We start from the raw sequence: 24,925 nt of genomic DNA, 5'->3' as shown, positions 1-24,925 counted from the left end.
TTGCGGGGAGAAGTAGCGGGGTTGGAGAACCCCGCTTTTTCGTTAAACGGAAACCATGCTTATGAGAAAGTGCGCTTGGCACTCTCTGGTATAAATATTATACTTTTTTTTGGAAATTCATATTCAACTTTTGTGCTACTGCTTCTCCGAACCACCAGACGTTCACCAGCAGCACTTCGTTGAACGTTCCCCGGCCCGTTTTCAGCGCTTTTTCCTTAATGCCGAGCATGCCCGCCATTACCTTGATACTGGCCGCAGGCGCGCAGATCACAATGGTTTTGCCCTTGTGTTTTTCCATCATCACATCCAGGATATGCTTCATGGCGTCGGGCGCTTCGGTAGTGGCGTCCCGGAAATATTCCACTTTGCGGCGCTGCGCGCTGGCCAGCGGCTGCACGGTTTCTACCAGGCAGTTTTTAAAAGGCGCATACACCGCGGCCACTTCCATGTCCGACAGGAAAGCCGTTAACGCCCCCGCCTGTTCATGACCGGTGGCGCTGAGCTTTTCATCATTGCCGGTGGTTTCGGCGCAGTGGATGAAAATAAATGTGGTGATGGAGCTTTCCGGAAAACCGGGGCCGGCTTGAAATGTGTTGCCGGGATGAGTGGCGGCACCCGCATGCGCGGCGCTCCACATCAGCAAAAGAAATAAAATGATTTTTGACATGGCGGAAAATTTAATATGTAAAAAAAAAGAATGGTCAACAGATTAGTGAAACTTATGTTAAAGCCATGCAGCTTTACGATTTTAAACAGAACTTTGCCCTTTTCCCGGAGATTTGGCTGATGGGCTCGATCAGAAAGATGGTTGAGGTCAACTTAAAAGTACGGGATAATCAGGATGCCCGAAGGGGATTATGACAAAAGGCGCAGGGAATGGCTGGAATAACGTAGCTGGATAAGTAAGGGGGCTCTATTTTTCTAGTGCTCCGAAGACCAATGGTCACACTGCTACGCCGCTCACCACATCAAAACACCTGTTATAACGCATTTATCATATTTTTAACCAATTGTGGTACCTGAATTGTAATCTATAGGAAAATTATACAAAATGAGATTTATCTGCAGAGAGCTGGCACTTGTTGCATGTGTTGTAATGTTAACGTCTGCGCAAAGTTTCGGTCAAAATTTCAGCCAATCGAGAATTTCCGTTCCGAAAAACTGGCAATTGCTAAGCTATGACACCGACAGTGTATATGGAATAGGCGCCGAGAAAGCGTACCGCGAATTATTAGAAGGCAAAAAAAGCCACACCGTCATCGTAGCGGTAATCGATTCAGGTATCGACACTACGCATGAAGATCTGAAGCCCATCCTCTGGCACAACCCGAAAGAGATTCCCGGCAACAATATTGATGATGACGGGAACGGTTATGTAGATGATGTGAACGGATGGAATTTCCTTGGCGCGAAAGACGGCAGCAGCGTGAAAGAAGATTCGGACGAAGCTACCCGGGAATATTTCCGCATGAAAAAAAAGTACATCGATCCTGATTCCGCCCTCGCGCCGGACAGCAAGGAATTCGCTTACTGGACCCGCCTCAAGGACCGCATCGAACGGCCATCTTCCCAGAACAAGGCGAACTATAAAATGATGCAGAAAGTGCAGGAAAACCTGCTGCACTGCGAAGCCATCCTCAGCGAATATCTTAAAACGACCGACTTTACGTTGCAGCAGCTGGACACGATCCGCAGCAATGACCAGGACGTGATGCTGGCCAAGAGCTTCGCGCTCCGCCTGCTCAACAGCACCGGCGAAGAAGGCATGACCTACCAGGCCCTTAAAACAGACCTGGCCGAATACATCAAGGACCTGAAGCGTAAAGCCGAGTTCTCCGGCCAGGAGCCGCAGGACAAACGCGCCACCATCGTAGGCGACGACCTCAGCGACATCAACGACCGGTATTATGGCAACGCGGATGTAATGGGACAGTTCGCTACGCACGGCACACACGTGTCCGGCATCATTGCCGCAGTGCGCGGTAACAACGTGGGCATCGACGGGGTGGCGGACAACGTGCGCATCATGGCCGTAAAGGTAGTGCCGGAAGGCGATGAGCGCGATAAAGACGTGGCCCTCGGTATCCGCTATGCGGTAGACAACGGCGCACAGATCATCAACATGAGCTTTGGTAAAGGCTTCTCCCCGCAGAAAGCCTGGGTAGACGACGCCATCCGTTACGCGGAAGAAAAAGGCGTGCTGCTCGTTCACGCAGCCGGCAACGACGGCGCCAATAACGACGAAGTAGAGAACTACCCGAAAGATACTTACAACAACGGCAAGGAAGCCAATAACCTGATCACCGTAGGCGCCATCGGCAACGGCCGCACCGGCAGCAAAGTAGCCGGTTTTTCCAACTATGGAAAGAAAGAAGTGGATGTTTTCGCGCCCGGTGTGCAGATCTATTCCACCGTACCCGGCGGCAACAAATACAACAACGCCAGCGGCACCAGCATGGCCTCTCCCGTAGTGGCCGGCGTAGCCGCGCTGATACTTTCCTACTACCCGGACCTCAGCGCGCGCCAGCTGAAACAGATCATTGAAAAAACAGCTTCTCCCCTGCCGGATAACATGGTGAACAAACCCGGTGCAAAGGACGAAACCATCGATTTTTCGGAGCTGTCCGTTTCCGGTGGTATTGTGAATGTTTACGAAGCGCTGAAGCTCGCCGAAAAAACAAAAGGCGAGAATGCAAAGGAGAACAGGAGAAAAGCGAGGATGTCGGCCGCGTCAAAAGACTAAGAAAAAATCAGTATGAATAAAAGAGGCTATATCCGAAAAACCGGTATAGCCTCTTTTCTGTTAAACGCACTCCTCAATTATTTGATCAGCCGCAGGCTCACCGGATAACGGTAATGCGTGCCCTTGTTCGCCGTCACCGCGGCAATGATCGAAAAGATCACATTTGCCAGCCACAGCAATTGCAGAATACCTACCAGGGAGAAAAACTGGTATCCCCAATGCGGCTGGTTAAAAATATTTTCCCCATTCAGCACCCGCCCGAAAGTCCAGATACCCCACTGAAACCCGTTGATGATCGTAATCACCACCTGTATGATGCTGATGGTGATCTGGAAGTTCATCGCCTCCTTGCCTTCCTGCTCTATAAAAGCAGATTCATTTCGTTTCATCAGCCAGATGATGAGTGCGCCAAGAATGTTGCCCACACCGGGTATCAGTACCTGTCCGATAAGGCCGCCGAGATGCACGAGCGCGCCCCAGGTCCTGTCGTCTTTTAATTGTTGCTGTTTGCGGAGTTCTTCGAATTGCTGTTGTTGTTCCATGGGGATAAAGATTTGGGTTGAAAGGTTGAAGAGTAAGGTAAAACCACCCGGTACAGCGTATAAGCCGGATTCTGTATCCCGGTTTGCACCGGAACTGCTATCATTTATCTGCGGCGCCCATCACTGGAACGCCTGTATCTGCCTACCCTCGGTCATCGGACGGGCAGCCCTCAAACGACCGTATACATGGCATTTCAGCACGCAAGGTTTACCCGCAATAACAGTTACCTGCTACTGCCGTGGGCTTTTACCCCACATTTTCACCCTTACCCCGGATACCGGGGCGGTTATTTTCTGTGGCACTGTCTGTTACCCCGCTTTCGCGGAGCACCCACCCGTTAGGTGGTGCGTTGCCCTGTGCTGTCCGGACTTTCCTGCCTTCCGTTACCGGAAAGCCGATAGCACGGCTGTACCGGGTGGCTTTACCAATCTGCAAAGTTACTTAAAAAATATCTCCGTAGCCCCGTAACCGTAGAAAGGATGATACTGGTTCACGAAATACTTCACTTCCGGCACCGTTTTCAGTATCTCATGCACTTCGTCCCGCAGCTTGCCGGAGCCGATGCCGTGGATAACGATCATGCTGCGCTGGTGCTGCGAAATGGCCAGGTCCAGGTAATGCTGGAACTCATTGAGCTGGATGCCGAGCATTTCCAGGTTCGTCAAGCCTTTCCAGTCATCCGTCAGCCTTTCAATATGCAGGTCCACTTCATACTTTGCGGTCACCGGCGTTGTATCCTTGATGGAAAGATGAGAGGTAAGCGTGGAAAGCTTTTTCAGGTCCTGCGGACTGAAACCGTAAACGTCTTTTTCCTGGCGGAGCGGGTATTTGTCGAACAACAGGTAATCGATCGTGGCTTTCTGCTGCTGTTGCAGCTCGGCAAGCTGCTGGAAAAGCTGCTTCGCCTTTACCTTCCAGGTTTTCTGGTAAGAGGCCGCCAGTTTCAGGTCAGGCTCCTTCGGAACAAAGGTGAATTCAAAACGGGCTTTATCGTTCAGCTGATCGAACTGCAGGTCCGCCAGGTAGGTATGCTGAAAAGGTAGCACTTCCTGTTTCAGTTCCAGGAAAAGCGTATTGTTCAGCCATATTTCAAAGTGATAGCTGTAACTGCTCTTTGTTTCGTTCAGCAGGTGAAATTTGAGGGTAGACACGGCATCGTCCATTCCGTCGAACTCAAATACCGGCAGCATGCTGAGGAACATGCCCTTTTCCGGCTTGTTTACGGCCGGCGCGGGCTTCTCGCGGCGGATTTCCTCACCCGGGGTCCTTTTGGCCGGTAATGGCGCCTTTTTCTGCGAAAAGCGGTGAAAATAGGGAAAGTCTATCTGGTCAAGGTACACCGGGAAGCTGGTGCCGTTGATCTCTACCATCACCATTTTATCATTGATGATATCCACTACTGTGCCCTCCTCTTTGGAATGCAGCAGTAAGATCCTGTCGCCTGTTTGATACTTCATAGCAGGCAAAAATACGACAACGTTGATTTATACGGGCGTTTTCTCCGGATGACGCCGTATATAGTCATCAACGGACAGTTTGCCGCTGCCCTCTACCAGGAAGAACAGCAAAAGGAACAGCACCAGGATGGACAGCGCCAGTTCGGAGTGTACGGAAAATAAATGGGTCGGGGAATTGACAAAAAATACCGCGCCTATGAGGATGGGAATATTGGCGATCACGGCAACACGGGTGATCATGCCCAGCGCTATCAGCAGGCCGCCAACGAAATGCGCGAAAACGATCAGGTGCGCCACCCAGAATGCTACAACGGTCAGAAACGGCTGCTCGGTAATGCGCGCTTTAAGGAGATCAATGTTTTGTACGAACTGTATGCCTTTCCACATCAGGACCAGTCCGAGCAGAATTCTTAACCCGTCTATCCATTTGGGATGATGCGTTTCACCCCAGCGATCTATGCGTTGCAGGAGGTTCATAACATAAGTTTTAAATGATCAAAGAGCAGTGTATTACCTGTAAGGTACGAAAAAAACGCCTTACGGGCGTTGCGGCGCAAGTTTGCTCTTCCAGTAACCGTACAGGAAATAAACGATCAGTCCGCCTCCCATCCAGGCGAAGAACACCAGCCAGCTTTTCACCGGGATCTCTATCATCAGATACAGGCAGCAAAGCATGCCCAGTACCGGTATCAGTGAATAACGCTTAATGAACGTGAGCACGGAAATAACAGCGCCGAGCACAATGAAGATCATGAACAGGATATGCTCGTGGTCGAAAACGTCCAGGTTGATCTTTTTCCGGAAGAAATAACAGAAGATGATGAACAGTACGGGAATAATAAACTGTCCGTTGATATACGGCAGGTTGAACTTTTTTGTGCTTTTGTCCACTTTCGGCAATAGCAGCACGCCGCCACATACCAGCACGAATGCAAACAGGGTGCCGATGCTCGTAAGGTCCGTTACGATGCCGCTTTCCACGAACAGCGAAGGTATGGCAACGATAAAGCCTGTTACTATGGTGGAGAAGCCCGGCGTCTGGTATTTGGGATGCACTTTGGCAAAGCGCTTCGGCAGCAGTCCGTCGCGGCTCATGCTCATCCAGATGCGGGGCTGCCCGATCTGGAACACGAGGATCACGCTGGTAGCGGCTACCACAGCGCTGATGGAGATCACATAACCGACCTTTTCCATGTTCAGCTGGTCGAATACATATGCCAGGGGATCTGATACGTGATTGAATTCGGAATAGTTCACCATGCCGGTGATCACCAGCGTGATCACTACGTAGATCAGGGTACAGATGATGAGTGAATAGATCATCGCGCGCGGCATGTCCCGCTGCGGATTGGCGCTCTCTTCCGCGGTGGTGGAGATCGCGTCGAAACCGATGTAGGCGAAGAAAACGGCGGACACGCCTTTCAGCACGCCTTCGAACTGGTTGGGCAGAAAGGGCGTCCAGTTATCCGTATTGATATGAAATACGCCAATGGCGATCACCACCAGCAGCACCACGATCTTCAGCCCCACCATGGCGTTCGCGCTGCGTTTGCTTTCGCGGATGCCGATGTAGGCCACGATGGTGATGATGACCACGATCAGGAATGCGGGTATGTTCATGATCACGCGCCAGCTGCCGAGCAGCGGTGCGGTGGTCCAGGCCAGCGTATCTACCGCTCCGCCTGTTGAAGTCACGTGTTCAAACTGCGCTTTTGCCGTCTGGAAATCCGTTGTCAGCCAGGCCGGCAGATGGATGTTCATGCCTTCGAGCACATTATTGAAATAGCTGCTCCAGGAGATCGCTACCACGATGTTACCGATGGAATATTCGAGTATCAGCGCCCATCCGATGATCCAGGCGGCCAGTTCACCGAAGGTGACATATGAATATGTATAGGCGCTACCGGCTACGGGCACACGCGAAGCAAATTCCGCGTAGCAAAGTGCGGTGAACCCGCAGGTAACGGCCGTGAGTATGAAAAGGAATATTACGCCGGGACCGCCGTTATAGGCGGCCTGCCCGATGGTGGAAAAGATGCCGGCGCCGATCACCGCCGCTACGCCCATCAGCGTAAGATCGCGTACGTTCAGTACTTTTTTTAAACCGGAACTGCCGTGAGCATCAGCAACACCTTCCCTGGCGTCCTGCAGGATTTTGGTCAGTGACTTCTTCCTGAAAAGCGAGTTGGACATTCGTTGATTTTAGTGGTTGATATGCGTGTACGCGGTCAAATATAACATTTCTGACTAATCAATGCTGCCTTGTCAGGAGAAAATCTGCCAGCTCACGCAGCGGCTCCTTGCGTTTGGAGAGCACGGCAATATCGTCCAGGTGCCCGAACGCGATGTTGCAGAAACGTTCTTTTTCCTTTTCCGCCCAGGCGTCTACCTTGCAGTCATGGAAAACCTGCAGCACTTCGGCCACTTTGTTGTCCGGGTTCCGCTCCATCAGGTCGTGGAGGTGCGCTTTCTGTGCGGGGGTGCATAGTTCCAGGGCTTTCAGCAGCAGGAATGTTTTTTTATTAATAAGGATATCTCCCCCCTGCTGCTTCCCGAATTTTTCCGGGTCACCGAATGCATCGAGATAATCGTCCTGTATCTGGAAGGCGATGCCCACGTTTTTCCCGAATTCATACAGATGCCCCTGGTTGCCGTCGCTGCCGCCGCCGATGATGGCGCCGAGCTGCAGGCTGGCGGCCAGCAGCACCGATGTTTTCAGCGCGATCATGTTCACGTAGTCCGTATAATTCACCTGTTCCGGCCGCATCTGCTCCATGTCCATGTCCAGCTGCTGCCCTTCGCAAACTTCGCGGGCGGCTTTATTGAACACCACGGTGACCTTTTGCTGCAGGCGCAGCTGTATCTTGTTCAGGTAATCGTAACAGTGGATCAGCATTACATCGCCGGCCAGTATGGCGGCGGGCTCGCTGTATTTCGTGTGCACGGTAGGCTTGCCGCGGCGGAGCGGCGCTTTGTCCATAATATCATCATGGATGAGGGTGAAGTTATGGAACAGCTCGATGGCGTTGGCGGCATGGTAGGCATCCGCGTGTATCTCGTCGAACAGTTCATTTCCCAGCAGCGTCAATACCGGCCGGATCCTTTTCCCGCCAATGCCCAGGATGTACTGGGCGGGATCGTAGAGGTTAGGGGGAAAGTCCGGAAATTGTCTTTTGCCAAACTGTAATTCAAATTTTTCTGATAGCGCTTTAAATGAATGCATGACGGATGATTTGTTACTTCTTTTTCCTGGATGTTTTAGGTTTCCTGCCGCGGGCCTGCCCGGTTTTCGCTTTCGGCTTTCCCCTCGTGGCGCCGCGTTGCGTGGAGCGGTCTGTGGCGCGGCGCTGTGTGGAGCGGTCTGCCGCACCGCCGTCCACCAGGTCATAGTCCAGTTGGCGCTTTGCCAGGTTGGCGGCGACAACGCGGATCTTCACTTTATCGCCTATACGATATTTCCGGCCGGTCTGCTGACCGATCAGTGCGTATTCTGATTCTGAATGTTTGAATTCTTCGGGCAGGTTGTGGAGGCTGACCAATCCTTCGCATTTGGCATCCACCGTTTCCACCCAGAAACCGAAATGCGCCACGCCGCTGATTACGCCTTCAAACTCTTCGCCGAGGAACTGCTGCATGTACTCCACCTGCTTGTACTTGTTGCCCGCGCGCTCGGCTTCCATGGCCTTGCGCTCCATGTCCGACGAATGTTTGCAGCGCTTCTCCAGCAGCTTGTCTATCTTCACTTCATCCGCGAGGCACTGCGCCAGGATGCGGTGCACCAGCACGTCCGGGTAACGCCGGATGGGCGAGGTGAAATGGCAGTACTGCATGAAGCCGAGGCCGTAGTGGCCGATGTTCTCGGTGGTATATACCGCTTTGGCCATGGTGCGGATGCCCAGGGTTTCCAGCACGTGCTGTTCCGGTTTGCCCTGCACCAGCTGCAGCATGCTGTTGAAAGATTTCGCGATGGATTCCGGGGTGTTCACATCGAACTTGTGCCCGAATTTGCTGGCGAATACGGCGAAGACATGCATTTTTTCCTCATCGGGCGTATCGTGCACACGGTAAGGGAACGGCACGGGCTGACGGTTCACCCGCTGTTTGGACACATATTCCGCCACCGTGCGGTTGGCGAGCAGCATGAACTCTTCGATCAGCTGATGCGCTTCCTTGCTTTCCTTGATCATCACGCCAATGGGCTTGCCGGTGGCATCCAGCTGAAAGCGTACTTCCTGCGAGGAAAAGTTGATGGCGCCTTCTGAAAAACGTTTCGCGCGCATGGTCTGCGCCATTTTGTTCAGCAGCAGCACTTCCTGTTCGTAGGGCCCCTCTCCTGTTTCAATCACATCCTGCACTTCTTCATAGGTGAAGCGGTGCGCGGAATGGATCACCGTGCGCCCCAGCCAGAACTGTTTGACCTCCGCCTGTTCATTCATCTGGAAAACGGCGGAGAAGGTCAGTTTATCTTCATGCGGACGCAGCGAGCAAAGCTCATTGGATATTTTCTCCGGCAACATGGGCAGCACGCGGTCCGGCAGGTACACGGACGTTGCGCGTTTCTCTGCCTCTTTATCCAGCGCCGTGGCGGGCAGCACGTAATGGCTGACATCCGCAATGTGTACGCCCACTTCATACAAACCACTTTTCAGCCTGCGGATGGAAATGGCGTCGTCAAAATCCTTGGCGTCCACCGGGTCTATCGTGAAGGTGAGTATTTTGCGGAAGTCTTTCCGTTTTTTGACTTCGGCGGCCGTGATCTTTTCCTTGATGGCGGCCAGTTCGGTGATCACTTCTTCGGGATAATTCAGCGGAAAGCCGCATTCGATGAGGATCTCCTTCATCGCGAGATCGTTGGTGTCCGTAGCGTCCAGTATCTCTATGATCTCCCCTACCGGCTTGCGGGTCTTTTCCCCCCAGGCCACGATCTTCACCACGGCCTTGTCGCCGTCTTTCGCATCTTTGAGCGAGTTTTCGGGAATATAAATGTCCGGCAGGAACGCGCCTTTTTCCGGAACGAGGAAAGCAAAATTCTTGTTGAGCTGGATGGTGCCGGTAAATTCTGTTTTCTTTCTTATCAGCACATCGGTCACATGGCCTTCCATACGGCCCATGCTGCGGCCCTGGCGGATCACGTCCACCAGTACTTCATCGCCGTCCAGCGCGGTGTTGAGATTTTTCTGTTTAACGAGGATATCACTGGTCAATCCTTCCACAGCCACAAATGCCATTCCCGAACGGGTGACATCCACAATACCTTTATAGGTCTTTTTCTGGCTACTGTCTTTTTTGGGTTTCTTCTTTTTTGTCATGGTTTGTTTTTTGGGTGCCGGCTTACTCCTGTTCAGCCGCTAACATGGCCTCAGCAACGTAGTCAAAAATATAACTATTAAATGAATCCGCTTCATTAAAGAGGAACTGCACTTCCACCGGCACAACGGCAATGGGCAGTTGCATGGCTTCGATATTTTCTTTCAGCAGATGCAGGCGTACGGCATCTTTTTCTGTTGTGAGGATATGTTTTATGCCGCCGTCCATCTGGTCCAGCTCCAGTTTGATCTTGTCCAGGTCTTTCTGCGTGTAATAGTAATGGTCCGGAAAGGAAAGCAGGTGAACGTTTGCGTAGTGTTCCAGCAAATGATGTACCAAAGGCTCCGGCCTTGCGATGCCGCATACAACGAGGATGCTGGCGGAGGCGGGCGGCGGTGGAACGGATGCTGACAGCATATCATATGGCTGCCCGTACCGCAACGTGGTAAAGAACAGGCGCTGATGCGGCAGCGGCGCGATCTCCTGCCGGATGGCGGCGCGGCGCGGTTCTGAAAGGTCCGGCGGGCATTTGGATACGATGATGGCGTTGGCGCGGTGAAAACCTTTTCTGCCTTCACGCAGGCGGCCGAAGGGCACCACGTGATCGCGGGTGAAAAGGCGGCTGAAATCCGTTACCATCAGGTTCATGCCCGGTTTGATGGAGCGGTGCTGGAAGGCGTCGTCCAGCAGGATGACCTGTGTTTCCGGGCGGTCTCCCAGCAGCTGGGGCACCGCCAGCATCCTTTCCTCTCCCACGCAAACGGTGATATCCGGGAATTTCTGATGGAACTGCATGGGTTCGTCGCCGATGTCTGCCGAAGTGGAATCCGCTTTGGCAAGCAAAAAGCCCCGCGTGCGGCGGTTATAGCCGCGGCTGAGGGTAGCGGTGCGATAGGTGTCTTTCAGCAGGCGGATCAGGTATTCCACATGCGGCGTTTTACCGGTGCCGCCTACGGAAAGGTTGCCCACGGCGATCACGGGCAGGTCGAATTCCACGGCTGTGAGCATACCATTATCGTATAAACGGTTGCGGACCCACAATACGAGGCCGTATAAAAGCGAGAAAGGATATAACAGATAATTCAGATAGCGCCACACTGGCTTCAGGTTTAAATTAAATAATGTTTTGCCGGCTGCATATGGTAGTATCGCTGCGCGACGGGTAAATGCTTTATGAAAACTGCCAGATCCTGAACGGCGTCACCACCACATCCAGCGCCACGTCCCCTTCATACACATCTTCAATAGCAGGCAACGGCGGAAACAGGCACAGCCCGATCTTCCGGACGTTGTCCCTGCACTGCCGCAGGAAAGCATCGTACATCCCCTTGCCGTATCCTACGCGGTGGCCCTGCTCGTCGAACGCCAACATCGGCACAAATACCAGGTCGATCTCTTCCGGCGCCACCAGCCTGCCGCTTTCCGGCTCCGGGATACCGAGGGAATTCGGCACCAGCCGGGTATCCGCTTCCCAAAGATAATGCTGCATGTCGCCGGTGGCGAGGTAAGAGCGGGACAGCGCCAGCTGTAAACCCGGATACCGCTCCCGCAGCCACTCCGCCAGCGGATAGGTATCGATCTCCTTTTTAGTGGCGATGGGCAGGAACAGGTGCGCGATGTTCACATCATCCAGCGGCAGTTGCCGGCATTGTTCCAGCAAAGCGCTGTTCAGCGCTTCCGCCTCTTCTTCCGTGAGCGACAGCCGCTTTGCAAGATAGGCTTTTCGTATATCCTTTTTAGTGACCATCACCGGAAAGGTATTGCAGGAGGGCTGGTTGCAGCAATTCCGCCTGCATGCTCACAAATTCACGGGTTACTTTCCGCACCCGCGGAATGCGGGCGATACGCGGGTATTGGCTCCAGCCGACGATATCGTCTTCATTGGAATGATGGTCGCCGCTGAAGATCCAGCCGATGACGGGTATCTCCGCCTGCCTGAGCGCCATGGCCGTCAGCAGGCAATGGTTGATGCTGCCGAGGTAGTTTTGTGCAACGATGATGGTCCTGGCGCCGAGGGCTTTGATCAGGTCGATGGTGAACACTTTCTTGTTGAGTGGCACCATGAGGCCGCCCGCGCCTTCGATCACCAGCGGAACGTCCGGTTGCTGCAGCTCCTGCGCCCGCTGCACGATCCGGTCTTCCTGCAGGGTGATCCCCTCCCGCGCGGCGGCGAGATGCGGGGAAGCAGGCATGCGCAGCCTGTACAGCTCTTCCTTGACGCGGGTGTTGTCGCTCAGCAGGGCGCGCAGCGTCTGGGAATCCGTCACATCCTGCAAGCCCGCCTGTACAGGCTTCCAGTAATTAGCGCCGAGCGCTTCCGCAACACAGGCCGATGCAATCGTTTTACCTACGCCTGTGCCGATACCGGTGATGAAGATGTTGTTCATAAAAGCAAATATAAACCATCATTCAACCAATTACCTTAATTTCGTTGACAAGCATCAAGATTATGAAGTACTGTGAAAATATACTGGAAACGATCGGACATACGCCGCTGATAAAACTGCATCGTGTAACATCCGGACTGCCCTGCACCGTGCTGGCAAAAGTGGAATTCTTCAATCCCGGCAACTCCATCAAAGACCGCATGGCCCTGAAAATGGTGGAAGAAGCCGAAAAACAGGGATTGCTGAAGCCCGGCGGCACCATCATTGAAGGCACGTCAGGCAACACCGGCATGGGCCTCGCCCTCGCGGCCGTGATCAAAGGGTACAAGTGTATTTTCACTACTACCGATAAACAATCCAAGGAAAAGGTAGACATCCTCAAAGCCGTAGGCGCCGAAGTGATCGTATGCCCCACCAATGTGCTGCCGGAAGATCCCAAATCCTACTACTCCGTTTCCCGCAGGCTCAGCAAGGAAATTCCCAATTCTTTTTACGTCAATCAATACGATAACCTCGCCAACCGCGACGCCCATTACGAGCAGACAGGCCCGGAAATATGGGAGCAGACGGAAGGAAAGATCACTCACCTCGTAGTAGCCACGGGCACCGGTGGTACTATCACCGGCACCGGCAAGTTCCTGAAAGAAAAAAATCCCGCCATACAGGTCTGGGCGATCGACAGCTACGGTTCGCTGCTGAAAAAGTTCCATGAAACCGGCGAGCTGGACATGAGCGAGGTATATCCCTACATTACCGAAGGCATCGGTGAAGATTTCGTGCCGCAGAACTACGATATGAGCGTCATCGATCACTTTGAAAAAGTGACAGATAAGGACGGGGCGGTGATGGCCCGGCGCATCGCCAAGGAAGAAGGCATTTTTGTGGGTTATTCGGCAGGATCTGCCATAGCAGGACTGGTGCAGCTGAAAAGCAGGCTTAAACCGACGGACGTAGTGGTGGTGGTATTCCACGATCATGGCAGCCGTTATGTGGGAAAAGTATATAACGATCAGTGGATGATGGAACGCGGCTTCCTCGATGTAAAGACCGTCAAGGACATTGTGAACAGCCGCCGCAACCTGCCGCTGGTAACGATCTCGCCGGACGAAACCGTAAGCGAAGCCATCGCGAAGATGAAGAAATTCGATATCGAGCATCTGCCCGTTGCCCGGAACGGAGATTATATCGGCGCCATTTCCGAAGGCGGTCTTTTCAACAAGCTGATCGATCAGCCTGATCTGAAGGAATCATCCGTCAGGAACGTGATGCAGAAAGCGTTTCCACAGGTGTCTATGGATACGCCCATCGAAAAACTGACGATGTACATCAATAAGGAAAATGGCGCTGTATTGACGAAAGACGACAGCGGCAACGCGCACATCGTTACGAAATACGACATCATCCAGGCGCTCGGAAGCTGATATGTTATTCACCGATCAATTAGGCCGTACCATCACGATCCCTGCTCCCCCGCAGCGGATCATATCCGTGGTGCCCTCACAAACGGAGTTGCTGTACGACCTCGGCGCCACCGTTACCGGCATCACCAAATTCTGCGTACATCCGGAAAGCTGGTTCCGCAGCATTACCCGTGTGGGCGGCACCAAGCAGCTGAACATCGACCTGATCACATCTTTACAACCAGACCTCATCATCGCCAATAAAGAAGAGAACGAACGCGCGCAGATAGAAACCCTCGCGGCAAAATTCCCCGTCTGGATCAGCGATATCCAGTCCCTCGAAAACGCCTGCAACATGATCGTTTCCATCGGCGATATCCTCCGGAAAACGGACAAAGCACAAGCCATCGCGGCCACCATCAGGGAAAGGTTCGCGCGGCTGCACCCCGCTCCCACCACCATTCCCACCGCCTACTTCATCTGGCGCGATCCCTGGATGATCGCCGGCGGCGATACCTTCATCCACGAAATGATGCATGCCTGCGGCTTCCGCAATGTATTCGAAGATCTTCCCCGTTATCCTTCCATATCCCTCGCGCAGCTGGCTGCCAGCGGCTGCAGGCTGGTGTTGCTTTCCAGCGAGCCTTACCCTTTCAAAGAGAAACATGTGGCGGAGGTCAGGGAATATCTGCCCGATGCGGAGATCCGGTTGGTAGACGGCGAAATGTTCTCCTGGTACGGCAGCCGCCTGCTGCACGCCCCCGCGTATTTCCAGGAGCTGATCAACTCACTGGGATCATAAGGCAACCTTCGCACATTCCGCTCCGTATCCTTCCCGAAAACAAACCACTCAATTTATGGAAAGAAGAGATTTTTTGTCCACCATGGGCATGACCCTTGCTATTGCCTGTGCGGGCGGTATCGCTGCCTGCAGCAAAGGCGGAGATTCCCCTGAACCAGATCCAAATCCAAATCCGAATCCCAACCCGAATCCCGGAACAAGGCTGACCGTGAACCTTAATTCACAGGTGCAGAACGTAGGCGATTATCTCATCAGCGGCGGCGTAGTGCTGATAAGGATCGCCGCGGGCAATGTACCGGCTTCTTTCTCGGCGGTCACCAGTACCTGTACACATCAAGGCTGCACCTTGTCCGGCTACAGCGGTGGCAAGATCGAATGCGGCAGCTCCTGCGGGCATGGCAGCCGTTTCAATGCGGACGGCTCGGTGAGCAACGGCCCGGCTACAACGGCCCTGGCGAAATACACGGTGGAGATCAGCGGCACTACATTGACAGTGAAATAGTATGCATACCAGGCTGACCGGAAGGCTCCTTTCCGGTCAGCTTCAAAACCTATCCCTCCCATCCACCTTAAACAATAACCAAAAAACACCCCCTTTTTTTAGCAATTTCAACCGTTTGCAAAGCCTTTTATTGGCATTCTCCTAAAAAAAAGCCCCCCTCGCCGCAAAATCTTGCAAAAATGCAAAATTTGAAATCCCTATATTTGCTTTCCTTAAAATCAAACGAAACATATCATTTATGGGAAAGTACAAAGCCGGCGTATTATTCGGTGAAGAGCTGGAAGCGCTCTATAAAGATGCCAAAGAAAATGAATTTGCGATGCCTGCGGTGAACGTAGTAGGCACAGACTCCGTGAATGCCGTGCTGGAAACAGCCGCGAAGGTCAACTCCCCGGTGATCATCCAGTTCTCCAACGGCGGCGCCCAATTCTTCGCCGGTAAAGGAATGCCCAATGATAAGCTCCAGGCGAACATCTCCGGTGGCATATCCGGAGCAAAACACGTACATGAAGTAGCTAAATATTATGGCGTGCCCGTAGTGCTGCACACCGACCATGCCGCCAAAAAATGGTTGCCCTGGATCGACGGACTGCTGGACGCGGGTGAAACCTTCCTCAAAGAAAAAGGCCAGCCCCTCTACAGCTCCCACATGCTCGACCTTTCCGAAGAACCCATCCACGAGAACATCGAAATATCCAAAAAATATTTCGAAAGAATGAACAAGATGGGCATGAGCATTGAGATAGAGCTGGGCGTAACCGGCGGTGAAGAAGACGGTGTGGACAATTCCGGCGTGGAAAACTCCCTGCTGTACACGCAGCCGGAAGACGTTGCCTATGCTTATGAGCAGCTTTCCCAGGTAGGCCCCCGCTTCACGGTAGCCGCCGCTTTCGGCAACGTGCACGGCGTATACAGCCCCGGTAACGTGGAGCTGCGCCCCGAGATCCTGAAAAACAGCCAGGACTTCATCGAAAAGAAATTCGGCACCGCTAAAAAACCCGTATACTACGTATTCCACGGCGGTTCCGGCTCTCCCAAGAACCAGATCAACGAAACCCTCGGCTACGGCGTTATTAAAATGAACATTGATACCGACATGCAATGGGCTTTCTGGGAAGGCGTACTGAATTACTACAAGAAAAATGAAGGGTACCTGCAGGCACAGCTCGGCAACCCCGAAGGCGAGAACAAGCCGAACAAAAAATACTACGATCCGCGCGTATGGCTCCGCAAAGGCGAAGAAACCTTTGTATCCCGCCTCACGGAAGCATTCACCGACCTGAATTGCATTAACCGTAACGCATAATATCAGATATCTTTAGATAGCAACAGGCTGGTCTGGCAACAGGCCGGCCTTTCTTATGCATTGACGTAACGCCCTATCTTTTCCCTTTGAACGTAGTAGGCGATACCCCCAGCTTGCTCTTGAACACCGTGGAAAAATAAGCCGGCGACGAAAACCCCGTCTTATACGCCACTTCCGCCACCGAAAAATCTTCATGCTGCAGGAAATAGCGCGCCTTCTGCAAACGGGTATTCAGAATATATTCGTTCACGTTAGTGCCCATCAGCGTTTTCACTTTCCGGTAAAGCTGCACTTTGGAGATATTCATCTGTTTATAAATATCCTCGATTGAAAATTCTTCGTTCCCGATATTGCTTTCCACGATGGACGTGAACTCCGAAACAAAGCGGAGGTCCGTTCTGCGGGACGCCGTGCCTCTCAGCCCGGCGGGGATGTCCGCCGTGAAATGTTCCTTCAGGTGGCTGCGGTTGGCCAGCAGGCTGGTGAGCGTATGTTGCAATATTTTGAAATCGAAAGGTTTTACGATGTAGGCGTCCGCTTTGTTCTGCAGCCCCTCTATCTGCTGGTCCGGCGTCACCCGCGCCGTTAGCAGCACCACGGGAATGTGGGCCGTACGCACATCCGCCTTGATCTCCTTCAGCAGCGCATGCCCGTCTTTCACCGGCATCATCACATCACAAATGATCCCGTCCGGCAGGTATTCGAAAGCCATCTGCAAGCCCTGCTGGCCGTTTTCAGCTTCCAGCACCTCGTAGTCGTCCGCCAGCCGGTGCCGGATGAAGCTCCGCAGTTCCGGGTTGTCTTCCACCAGCAGCACAACAGACCTTTTATCATGCACGCCCGTTTCTTCCGGCCCGTTCTCCACCGGCAAAAGGTCCGCCATATAAAACTGCGGCTCTTCTTTCGTGGAAGATTCGCTCAGCTCCGCCGGCTCAAAATGCCGGTTGCCCAATGGCAGCAAAACCGTGAAAATGGTGCCCCGGTTCTTGCCGCTGTTTGCCGAGATAGTACCGTGATGCAGCTGCACCAGCTCTTTGCAGAGCGCCAGCCCCAGCCCGGAGCCTTTATGATTGTCCACATCGCCCTGGTAAAAAATATCAAAAGCATGCTGCATCACTTCGGGAGACATGCCGATGCCCGTATCCTGCACCTGGATCACCGCTTCTTCCCCGCGCTTTTCCAGCTTGATGAGCACCGCGCCCTGGTCAGGCGTGAATTTGAAGGCGTTGGACATCAGGTTGAACAACACCTTGTCCATCATCCCGGTATCCATCCACACCGGCAAGGTTCTTTCCGTAGTCACCAGCCGGCAGTCGATCCCCCGCTTGCGCGCGATCTGCTGGAAAATCTCCACGATCTCATGGCAGAAAAGCACCAGGTCGTTTTCTGATGCGCGCACCTGCATTTTGGAAAATTCCAGCTTGCGGAAATCCATCAGCTGATTGACAAGATGCAGCAGGCGCCCCGCATTTTTTCTGACAAGCGACAGCTGCTGCCGGTCGCCGCCCTGCAGGCGCGCATGTTGCAGTATTTCGTCAAGCGGACCAAGAATAAGCGTCAGTGGCGTTCTGATCTCGTGGGAGATGTTGGTAAAAAAGGTGATGCGGGCTTCGTTGGCCTGCGCCGCGGCGGCGCTCATTTCCATCAGCTGCTTGCTTTGACGGCTGATCTCTTCGTTCTGCAAAGCCAGCTTGCGGTTGATCTGCTTGTTAAGGTTGCGCGAATACCAGAGCAGCCCCGCGAAGATCACCGCCGCGCCCAGCGTGATGCCGAGCACGTACAACATGGTGCGCTGGCTTTTGTACACGCGCAGCTGCTCCGCGATCATGCCCTGCTGCAGCTCGATGTCTTTCTGCTGGTTGAGGATCTTGTCGGTTTGCAGCTGCATCATTCTCACATTCGTGGAATCCACCACCAGTGTTTGCAGAAAAGTTTCCTTCGGCAGCGCTGTTTTGTTGAGTATGCTGATGGCGTTCCGGATAGCTTCGGTGCCGCCGGTAGGATATAACAGGGACGCGGTGAGCACTTTGCCGGACACCATTTCCAGCCCCGCCCCTTTGCCGGGCAGCGCATCCACGCCGATGATCTTCATGGAACGCGCACCGGCCTTGATAGCGGCATTACGGGCGCCCAGCGCCATCACGTCATTATGGGCAAATACCAGGTCTGCCTGCGGCAGGATGTTGCGGATGCTGTCCAGCGCCGATTCCGATTTCTGTTTTACCCAGTCGCCATGCACCTGTTGCAGCACATGAATCCCCGGATACCGGCTGATCCCGTCCTGGAACCCGCGCTTCCGTTCGATGGCGGGAGAAGATGCGGGCAGTCCCACCACTTCTATCACATTCCCTTTTCCCTTCAGCAAAGCGGCCACATATTCACCGGCGATCCTGCCAAGCTCATAATTATCCGCGCCGATGTAATTGGTATAGCTGGTGGAAGCGATCTTCCGGTCCACTACGATCACTGGTATGCCACTATTATATGCTTCCTCCACCACCGGCGTCAGCGGCCGGGCCTCATTCGGGGAAATGATCAGCAGGTCGATGCCCTCCGCCATCAGCTCCTGCACCTGCTTCACCTGCAACTGGCTGTTGTCGTCCGCCTGCTTGTAGATCAGCTCTATACCGGGATGGAAGGAAAGCTCCCGTTGCATTTCAGCCAGCATGGACTTTCGCCAGTGATCGGCATCACCGCACTGCGAAAAACCGATCCTGAAATGGCGCGGCTCCGGCGATTGCCTGCAACCAGCCATTACAATTAGCAGCAGGAGCAGCCGGCATAAAGATGTCCTCTTCCACATCGCCGGAAATTTTGGCGGTACGGGCGCCGGAAGCTGCGGCGGTAACCGGTTCAATACGGTGGAATTCATATTCCAATGTAGAATTTTTCTTTCAACTGCGGACAGGAATCGCATACGAAAGCCCTCAAAAATGATCCGGAATTGAAAATATCCTGCACCAAATCTAAAAATCAAATCGAATTAAAAATATTCAACCTGTTTAATCGATTTAAAAACATCCTATTGAAAAAATTTCAAAATGATACGATTTTATAACTGATTGAAACGGGTATTCACGCCTGACGGCGGGAACACTTGTAAGTTGGATGAAATTCCACACGATATATGAAAAACAAAGTTTTCTTCTGGAGTATTACGGTAGCCCTTGGCGGTTTTCTTTTTGGCTTTGATACGGCAGTGATTTCCGGTGCAGAGCAGTCTATTCAAAAATACTGGAGCCTGGATGGTTTCGAGCACGGGCTCACCGTGTCCATCGCCCTCATCGGCACGATCCTCGGTTCCATGCTCGGCAGCATTCCATCGGAAAGGCTTGGCAGAAAGAATACATTGATATTGATCGCGGTGTTATACCTGTTTTCATCCCTTGGCACCGCGCTGGCCACCAACTGGTATGTTTTCCTTGTTTTCCGGTTCCTGGGCGGCATTGGCGTGGGCGCTTCTTCCGTAACGGCGCCGGTATATATTTCCGAAATATCGCCCGCGGCTTCCAGGGGTAAGCTGGTAGCGCTTTTCCAGTTCAATATCGTATTCGGCATACTGATCTCTTATTTGTCCAACTACCTGATCGGGCAGGGCGGCGAATCTTCCTGGCGCTGGATGCTGGGCGTGCAGACCTTTCCTTCCCTCCTTTTCCTGGTCATGCTGCGGTTTGTGCCGGAAAGCCCCCGCTGGCTGATGATCCGCAAAGGCGATTTTCAGCAGGCGGAAAAAACATTCCGGGTGATCAATCCGCAAGGATTTGAAAAGGAAATGGAGATGATCCGGAAAGATATGCAAAACAGTTTCGCCACGGCCGGTGAAACGCTGTTCTCCCGGAAAAACCGCTTCCCGGTGTTCCTCGCCATCGCTTTTGCGGTGTTCAACCAGGTATCGGGGATCAATGCCATCATTTATTACGCGCCGCGGATATTTGAAATGACGGGACTGGGCAAGCAGTCCGCTTTATTATCCAGTGTAGGCATCGGGCTGGTGAATTTCATTTTCACCTTGCTGGCCCTCAATTTCATTGACCGTTTTGGCAGGCGTACGCTGATGCTGATCGGGTCGGTGGGGCTGATCGCCACACTGGGCCTGGTGTCCCGCGCATTTTATCTCAACGACTTTTCCGGCCTGGCCGTAACGGTATTCCTGCTGGTGTACATCGCCTTCTTCGCTTTCTCGCAAGGCGCCGTGATATGGGTGTTCATCTCCGAGATCTTTCCCAACCAGGTAAGGGCAAAAGGGCAAACGCTGGGCAGTATGACGCACTGGGTGATGGCGGCCGTTATTGCTTTTGTATTTCCCATGCTGACGGAAAACCTCGGCGGCGGGAACACCTTTTTATTCTTCTGCATCATGATGGTACTGCAATTGATATTCGTCTGGAAGATCATGCCGGAAACAAAAGGAAAATCACTGGAACAATTGGAGGGTAGCCTCATCATGCATTCATAAATGTTCGACAACATGAAAATTCCACCGTCTATTCCACGTCACAGTATCGCCTGTTTTGGCGAAGTGCTCTGGGACCTGCTGCCATCCGGCCCCCAGCCGGGCGGAGCCCCCATGAACGTGGCCTATCACCTCCACAAGCTGAACCGCAACCCGGCCATGATCAGCCGTACCGGGAAAGATGAAAGAGGCCGCAAGCTGCTGGACATCCTGCAAAACAAAGGCGTTTGCACGGATTACATCCAGCAGGACGATACCGTGCCTACCGGCATCGTCAATGCACAGCAGCATGCAAATGGCGACATGACCTACGAGATCGTGGCGCCCGCGGCATGGGACCACATCACGGCCGACGATCGCACCGCCGCCATGGTGGAGCAGGCGGACTACTTTGTGTTCGGCAGCCTCGCCTGCCGCCATCCCGCCTCCCGTGAAACGCTGTTCCAGCTGCTGGAAAAAGCGCGTACCAAAGTGCTGGACATCAACCTCCGCGCTCCGCATTACGACCGCCCGCTGATTGAATCGCTCCTGCAAAAGGCGGACATCCTCAAGCTGAACATCGACGAACTGGAACTGGTGTCCGGCTGGTATCCCGGCGCCGTCAGCATCACCGCCCGCCTGGCGCACCTGCGCGAACGGTTCAGCATCCCGGTGATCGTGCTGACCATGGGCGCGAACGGCGCCATGCTGGACATCAACGGAAAAACGTATAACCATCCGGGTTATAAGATGAAGGTGGTGGACACCGTAGGCAGCGGCGACGCATTCCTCGCCGCCACCCTCTCCATGATGCAGGACAACGCCGGCCCAGCGGACACGCTGGACTTCGCCAACCGCCTCGCGGCCACCATTACCACCTACAAAGGCGCATGCCCCGACTATGACATTAAAGAAGCAGATTCTCTGAAAAGGATAACTCATATTTAAAACCACGTAGTTATGAAATACTGTCTGACAATCATCGCCATCCTGCTCACAGGACTGACCAGTCTTGCCCAGCAGCGAAAAGTGACGGGCACCGTCACGGAAAAAAGCACCGGCACGCCACTTCCCGGTGTCAGTGTACAGGCAACCAATAATTCTGTCATCAGCGACAGCACCGGCAGGTTCTCCATAACAGCTGCCGCCGGCGAGATCCTCACATTTACCTATATCGGCATGAAACCCTCCATGGTGAAAGTCCCCGCCAGCGGAGACATCCAGGTGGCGCTGGACAAAGACGCCAGTAACCTGAACGAAGTGGTGGTCACCGGTTACCAGGCGCAGAAGAAAGCAGACCTCACCGGCGCCGTTTCCGTGGTAGACGTGGAAGCCATTAAGGACATTCCGCTCGGCAATCCCGTGAAAGCCTTGCAGGGCCGCGTTCCCGGCGTTCTCATCACCAGCGACGGCTCTCCCTCCGGCGGCGCCACCGTGCGCATCCGCGGCATTGGCACGCTTGGCAATAACGATCCCCTGTATGTGATCGACGGCGTTCCCACCAAAAGAGGTTTACAGGAACTGAACCAGGATGATATTGAGTCGATACAGGTATTGAAAGACGCATCCTCCGCCACTATCTACGGCTCCCGCGCAGCGAACGGCGTCATCATCGTGACCACTAAAAAAGCACGCAAAGGTTTTACACGGGTGGATTTTGATGCGTCTACTTCGCTTCAGTATTACGCTACCAAACAAAAGACGCTGGACGCGGACGGACGCGGAAAGGCTTACTGGCAGGCGGCTGTGAACGACCGGACCGATCCGAATAATAACCAGATCTATCAATACGACTGGAATGGCGATTATGACAACCCGGTGCTCAACAACATCGTTTACCCGGATTTCATTGATGCGGACCAAACCATGCGCCCCGCCAACACCTACTGGTACGATGAAATTGCGCAGACCTCCGTTATCCAGCAATACAATGTTTCCGTCAGCACCGGCGGCGAACGCGGCAGCGCATTGTTTTCGCTCGGGTATTATGACAACAAGGGCGTGGTAAAAGAATCCAACAACAAAAAGATCACCGCCCGCCTCAATTCCGACTACAGCTTTTTCAAGAACAGGTTGAAGATCGGTGAGAACCTCAACTTCTCCTACATCCGCAACAGGCTCATTCCCATCAGCGACGTACTGTTCACATCACTCGTGCAGCAACCCGTTGTGCCGGTGCATACGGTAGACGGCGGATGGGGCGGCCCCGCGCCCGGCATGACCGACCGCCACAACCCCGTTCGCCTGATCGAGGACAATAAACAAAACCTCAATCACTTCTACCGCGTGTTCGGCAACGTGTATGCGGACCTGGACATCATCCCCGGCCTGCATTTCAGGACGAGCCTGGGCATCGATTATAACGGCAACTACCAGCGCACGCTCCGCAAATCATACGTCTCCGGTTTCCTCTCCGATCCATCCAACCAGACCTCCACCAACCAGGGATACGACGGTAACTGGCTCTGGCAGAATACGCTGAACTACAAGCTGGACCTCGGTCAGCACCGCTTTGAATTCCTCGCTGGGCATGAACAGATCAAGTACATGAACCAGTCCTTCTTCGCGAGCCGGCAAGGCTATGCACTGGAAAACATCGACTACGCTTACATCGACGCCGGCTCTTCCAACAAAGACAATGGCGGCGGCGGCAGCGGCTACGCGCTGTTATCTTTCTTCGGCAAAGCGAACTACGTGTATGCGGACCGTTACCTTGCCTCTGTAACGCTGCGCAGGGACGGTTCTTCACGGTTCGGTAAAGAATACCGCTACGGCGTGTTCCCCGCATTCTCAGTAGGATGGCGCGTCAGCGAAGAAGCCTTTATGAAAGACCAGGATATCATTTCCGATCTGAAATTCCGGTACGGATGGGGTAAATCCGGCAACCAGGAGATCGCCAACAACGCTACCTACGCGCTGTATGCGTCCATCTACGGCGTAGACCCCACCTGGGGCTTTGACAGCGGCAGCGCGTACGACATCAACGGCAGCGGCTCCGGTCAGTTGCCCTCCGGCTTCACGCGCATACAGCAGGGCAACGATTCCCTGAAATGGGAAACCACCATGGAATCCAACTTCGGTGTGGACTTCGGGTTGTTCGATAACAAGCTGACCGGCTCCGTAGATTATTTCATCAAAAAAACATCCGACATTCTCATCAGTCCCGGTTACCTCGCCGTGCAGGGCGAAGGCGGCAACTACTGGTTCAACGGCGCATCCATGCAGAACAAAGGGCTGGAAGTGCTGCTGTCCTACAACGGCAACATTTCCCGGGAACTGAGCTTCACCGTTACCGGCAACTTTTCCACCTACCGCAACAAGGTCACCTATCTGCCGGTGCAGGTGCTGACCTCCTATCCCGGCAACGGCACAGATAAAACCATTCTCGGCCGCTCCATCAACTCCTCTTTCGGATATATTGCGGACGGCCTGTTCACTTCGCAGAAAGAGCTGGACGAATCGCCCGCGCAAACCGGTAAAGGGCTTGGCAGAATCCGTTACCGCGATCTGAACGGCGATAACGTCATCGACGATAAAGACCGCGATTATATCGCAGACGGCAATCCTGATTTTCTTTACGGGCTGAACTTCGAGCTGTCTTACAAAAATTTCGATTTGAGCTTTTTCCTGCAAGGCGTGCAGGGGATACAGGTGTATAATGAATTCAAGACCTTCACGGATTTTTCATCGCTCTGGGTGGGCAGCAACTGGGGAGAAAGGACCCTCAGCGCCTGGACCCCTTCCAACCCAACGTCCACCATCCCCGCGCTGACGCTCGTAAACCGGAACAACGAAGGCCGCGCCTCCACCTATTTCTACGAGGACGGCTCCTACCTGAAGCTGCGTAACATCCAGCTCGGCTATAATCTGCGCCAGGCACTGCGGAATACCAGCATCCAGAACGCGCGCGTGTTCCTCCAGGCCAGCAACCTGCTGACGTTCAAGAACAAAGGGTTCACGGCCGCGGACCCCGAAGCGCCGGGCCAGTCCTTCCCCATTCCCGTGATCGTCACCGCAGGTTTTAATGTTTCTCTCTGATCAACAAT

The 24,925-nt window shown here is 53.5% G+C and carries 19 protein-coding genes and 1 other RNA gene; 8 read left to right on the top strand and 12 right to left on the bottom strand.

All coding sequences use genetic code 11. The features are described from left to right. Nucleotides 1–97: 97 nt before the first annotated feature. Nucleotides 98–667 (bottom strand): histidine phosphatase family protein, encoded by a 570-nt coding sequence (locus CCY01nite_RS23255; RefSeq protein ID WP_146866805.1) that lies wholly within the window; start codon nucleotides 665–667, stop codon nucleotides 98–100. A 501-nt stretch (nucleotides 668–1,168) separates the two neighbouring features. Between CCY01nite_RS23255 and CCY01nite_RS23250 the strand changes: the two genes are divergently transcribed. Then, nucleotides 1,169–2,743: a S8 family peptidase gene (locus CCY01nite_RS23250; protein WP_222614481.1), complete on the top strand. Its 1,575-nt coding sequence runs from the start codon at nucleotides 1,169–1,171 to the stop codon at nucleotides 2,741–2,743. A gap of 77 nt (nucleotides 2,744–2,820) precedes the next feature. On the opposite strand, the gene CCY01nite_RS23245 is transcribed toward CCY01nite_RS23250, so the two are convergent. From CCY01nite_RS23245 to bioD, 10 genes are all read right to left on the bottom strand, one after another. Then, nucleotides 2,821–3,285, bottom strand: coding sequence for a DUF4870 domain-containing protein (locus CCY01nite_RS23245; protein ID WP_146866801.1), 465 nt, complete (start codon nucleotides 3,283–3,285; stop codon nucleotides 2,821–2,823). A 44-nt stretch (nucleotides 3,286–3,329) separates the two neighbouring features. Further along, an RNA gene (gene rnpB, locus CCY01nite_RS23240) (RNase P RNA component class A) lies at nucleotides 3,330–3,700 on the bottom strand. A gap of 23 nt (nucleotides 3,701–3,723) precedes the next feature. Beyond that, a complete protein-coding gene (locus CCY01nite_RS23235) occupies nucleotides 3,724–4,743 on the bottom strand; it encodes a Smr/MutS family protein (RefSeq protein WP_146866799.1) in 1,020 nt (339 codons plus the stop codon). A 27-nt stretch (nucleotides 4,744–4,770) separates the two neighbouring features. Further along, nucleotides 4,771–5,220 carry a DoxX family protein gene (locus CCY01nite_RS23230; protein ID WP_146866797.1) on the bottom strand — a complete coding sequence of 150 codons (450 nt, stop codon included), beginning with the start codon at nucleotides 5,218–5,220 and terminating at the stop codon, nucleotides 4,771–4,773. Nucleotides 5,221–5,280: 60 nt separating this feature from the next. After that, nucleotides 5,281–6,936, bottom strand: a complete 1,656-nt coding sequence (locus tag CCY01nite_RS23225; RefSeq protein ID WP_146866795.1) for an amino acid permease — start codon at nucleotides 6,934–6,936, stop codon at nucleotides 5,281–5,283. A gap of 58 nt (nucleotides 6,937–6,994) precedes the next feature. Then, complete coding sequence (locus tag CCY01nite_RS23220; protein WP_146866793.1) at nucleotides 6,995–7,966, bottom strand: polyprenyl synthetase family protein; 972 nt, start codon at nucleotides 7,964–7,966, stop codon at nucleotides 6,995–6,997. A 13-nt stretch (nucleotides 7,967–7,979) separates the two neighbouring features. After that, on the bottom strand, nucleotides 7,980–10,052 hold the full coding sequence (gene rnr, locus CCY01nite_RS23215) for a ribonuclease R (RefSeq protein ID WP_146866791.1): 2,073 nt from the start codon (nucleotides 10,050–10,052) through the stop codon (nucleotides 7,980–7,982). Between the two features lie 22 nt (nucleotides 10,053–10,074). Then, nucleotides 10,075–11,148: a tetraacyldisaccharide 4'-kinase gene (lpxK, locus tag CCY01nite_RS23210; protein ID WP_146866789.1), complete on the bottom strand. Its 1,074-nt coding sequence runs from the start codon at nucleotides 11,146–11,148 to the stop codon at nucleotides 10,075–10,077. A gap of 73 nt (nucleotides 11,149–11,221) precedes the next feature. Continuing rightward, a complete protein-coding gene (locus CCY01nite_RS23205; RefSeq protein WP_146866787.1) occupies nucleotides 11,222–11,797 on the bottom strand; it encodes a 5-formyltetrahydrofolate cyclo-ligase in 576 nt (191 codons plus the stop codon). Next, nucleotides 11,787–12,437: a dethiobiotin synthase gene (bioD, locus tag CCY01nite_RS23200; RefSeq protein WP_146866785.1), complete on the bottom strand. Its 651-nt coding sequence runs from the start codon at nucleotides 12,435–12,437 to the stop codon at nucleotides 11,787–11,789. The genes CCY01nite_RS23205 and bioD overlap by 11 nt, the downstream gene beginning before the upstream one ends. Nucleotides 12,438–12,499: 62 nt before the next feature. Here bioD and CCY01nite_RS23195 point away from each other — a divergent pair, with 62 nt between their 5' ends. The 4 genes from CCY01nite_RS23195 to fbaA all read left to right on the top strand — a co-directional run bounded on the left by CCY01nite_RS23195 (nucleotide 12,500) and on the right by fbaA (nucleotide 16,447). Continuing rightward, nucleotides 12,500–13,858, top strand: a complete 1,359-nt coding sequence (locus tag CCY01nite_RS23195; protein WP_146866783.1) for a pyridoxal-phosphate dependent enzyme — start codon at nucleotides 12,500–12,502, stop codon at nucleotides 13,856–13,858. Between the two features lies 1 nt (nucleotide 13,859). After that, nucleotides 13,860–14,639 carry an ABC transporter substrate-binding protein gene (locus CCY01nite_RS23190; RefSeq protein ID WP_146866781.1) on the top strand — a complete coding sequence of 260 codons (780 nt, stop codon included), beginning with the start codon at nucleotides 13,860–13,862 and terminating at the stop codon, nucleotides 14,637–14,639. A 55-nt stretch (nucleotides 14,640–14,694) separates the two neighbouring features. After that, complete coding sequence (locus CCY01nite_RS23185) at nucleotides 14,695–15,141, top strand: QcrA and Rieske domain-containing protein (RefSeq protein WP_146866779.1); 447 nt, start codon at nucleotides 14,695–14,697, stop codon at nucleotides 15,139–15,141. Between the two features lie 238 nt (nucleotides 15,142–15,379). Beyond that, nucleotides 15,380–16,447, top strand: coding sequence for a class II fructose-bisphosphate aldolase (fbaA, locus tag CCY01nite_RS23180; protein ID WP_146866777.1), 1,068 nt, complete (start codon nucleotides 15,380–15,382; stop codon nucleotides 16,445–16,447). A gap of 73 nt (nucleotides 16,448–16,520) precedes the next feature. On the opposite strand, the gene CCY01nite_RS23175 is transcribed toward fbaA, so the two are convergent. Continuing rightward, nucleotides 16,521–19,250, bottom strand: coding sequence for a substrate-binding domain-containing protein (locus CCY01nite_RS23175; protein ID WP_246130023.1), 2,730 nt, complete (start codon nucleotides 19,248–19,250; stop codon nucleotides 16,521–16,523). A gap of 324 nt (nucleotides 19,251–19,574) precedes the next feature. Here CCY01nite_RS23175 and CCY01nite_RS23170 point away from each other — a divergent pair, with 324 nt between their 5' ends. The 3 genes from CCY01nite_RS23170 to CCY01nite_RS23160 are packed head-to-tail and all read left to right on the top strand — an operon-like array spanning nucleotide 19,575 to nucleotide 24,917. Next, nucleotides 19,575–20,903 carry a sugar porter family MFS transporter gene (locus CCY01nite_RS23170; protein ID WP_146866774.1) on the top strand — a complete coding sequence of 443 codons (1,329 nt, stop codon included), beginning with the start codon at nucleotides 19,575–19,577 and terminating at the stop codon, nucleotides 20,901–20,903. Nucleotides 20,904–20,915: 12 nt separating this feature from the next. Next, nucleotides 20,916–21,827, top strand: a complete 912-nt coding sequence (locus tag CCY01nite_RS23165; RefSeq protein ID WP_246130022.1) for a carbohydrate kinase family protein — start codon at nucleotides 20,916–20,918, stop codon at nucleotides 21,825–21,827. A 12-nt stretch (nucleotides 21,828–21,839) separates the two neighbouring features. Further along, nucleotides 21,840–24,917 (top strand): SusC/RagA family TonB-linked outer membrane protein, encoded by a 3,078-nt coding sequence (locus tag CCY01nite_RS23160; RefSeq protein WP_146866772.1) that lies wholly within the window; start codon nucleotides 21,840–21,842, stop codon nucleotides 24,915–24,917. The last annotated feature ends 8 nt before the right edge of the window (nucleotides 24,918–24,925 follow it).

This window comes from Chitinophaga cymbidii (assembly GCF_007992715.1).
GTDB classification, from domain to species: domain Bacteria; phylum Bacteroidota; class Bacteroidia; order Chitinophagales; family Chitinophagaceae; genus Chitinophaga; species Chitinophaga cymbidii.
Note: the sequence above shows the minus strand (reverse complement) of the source record. Positions and strands in the feature narration are given on the sequence as shown.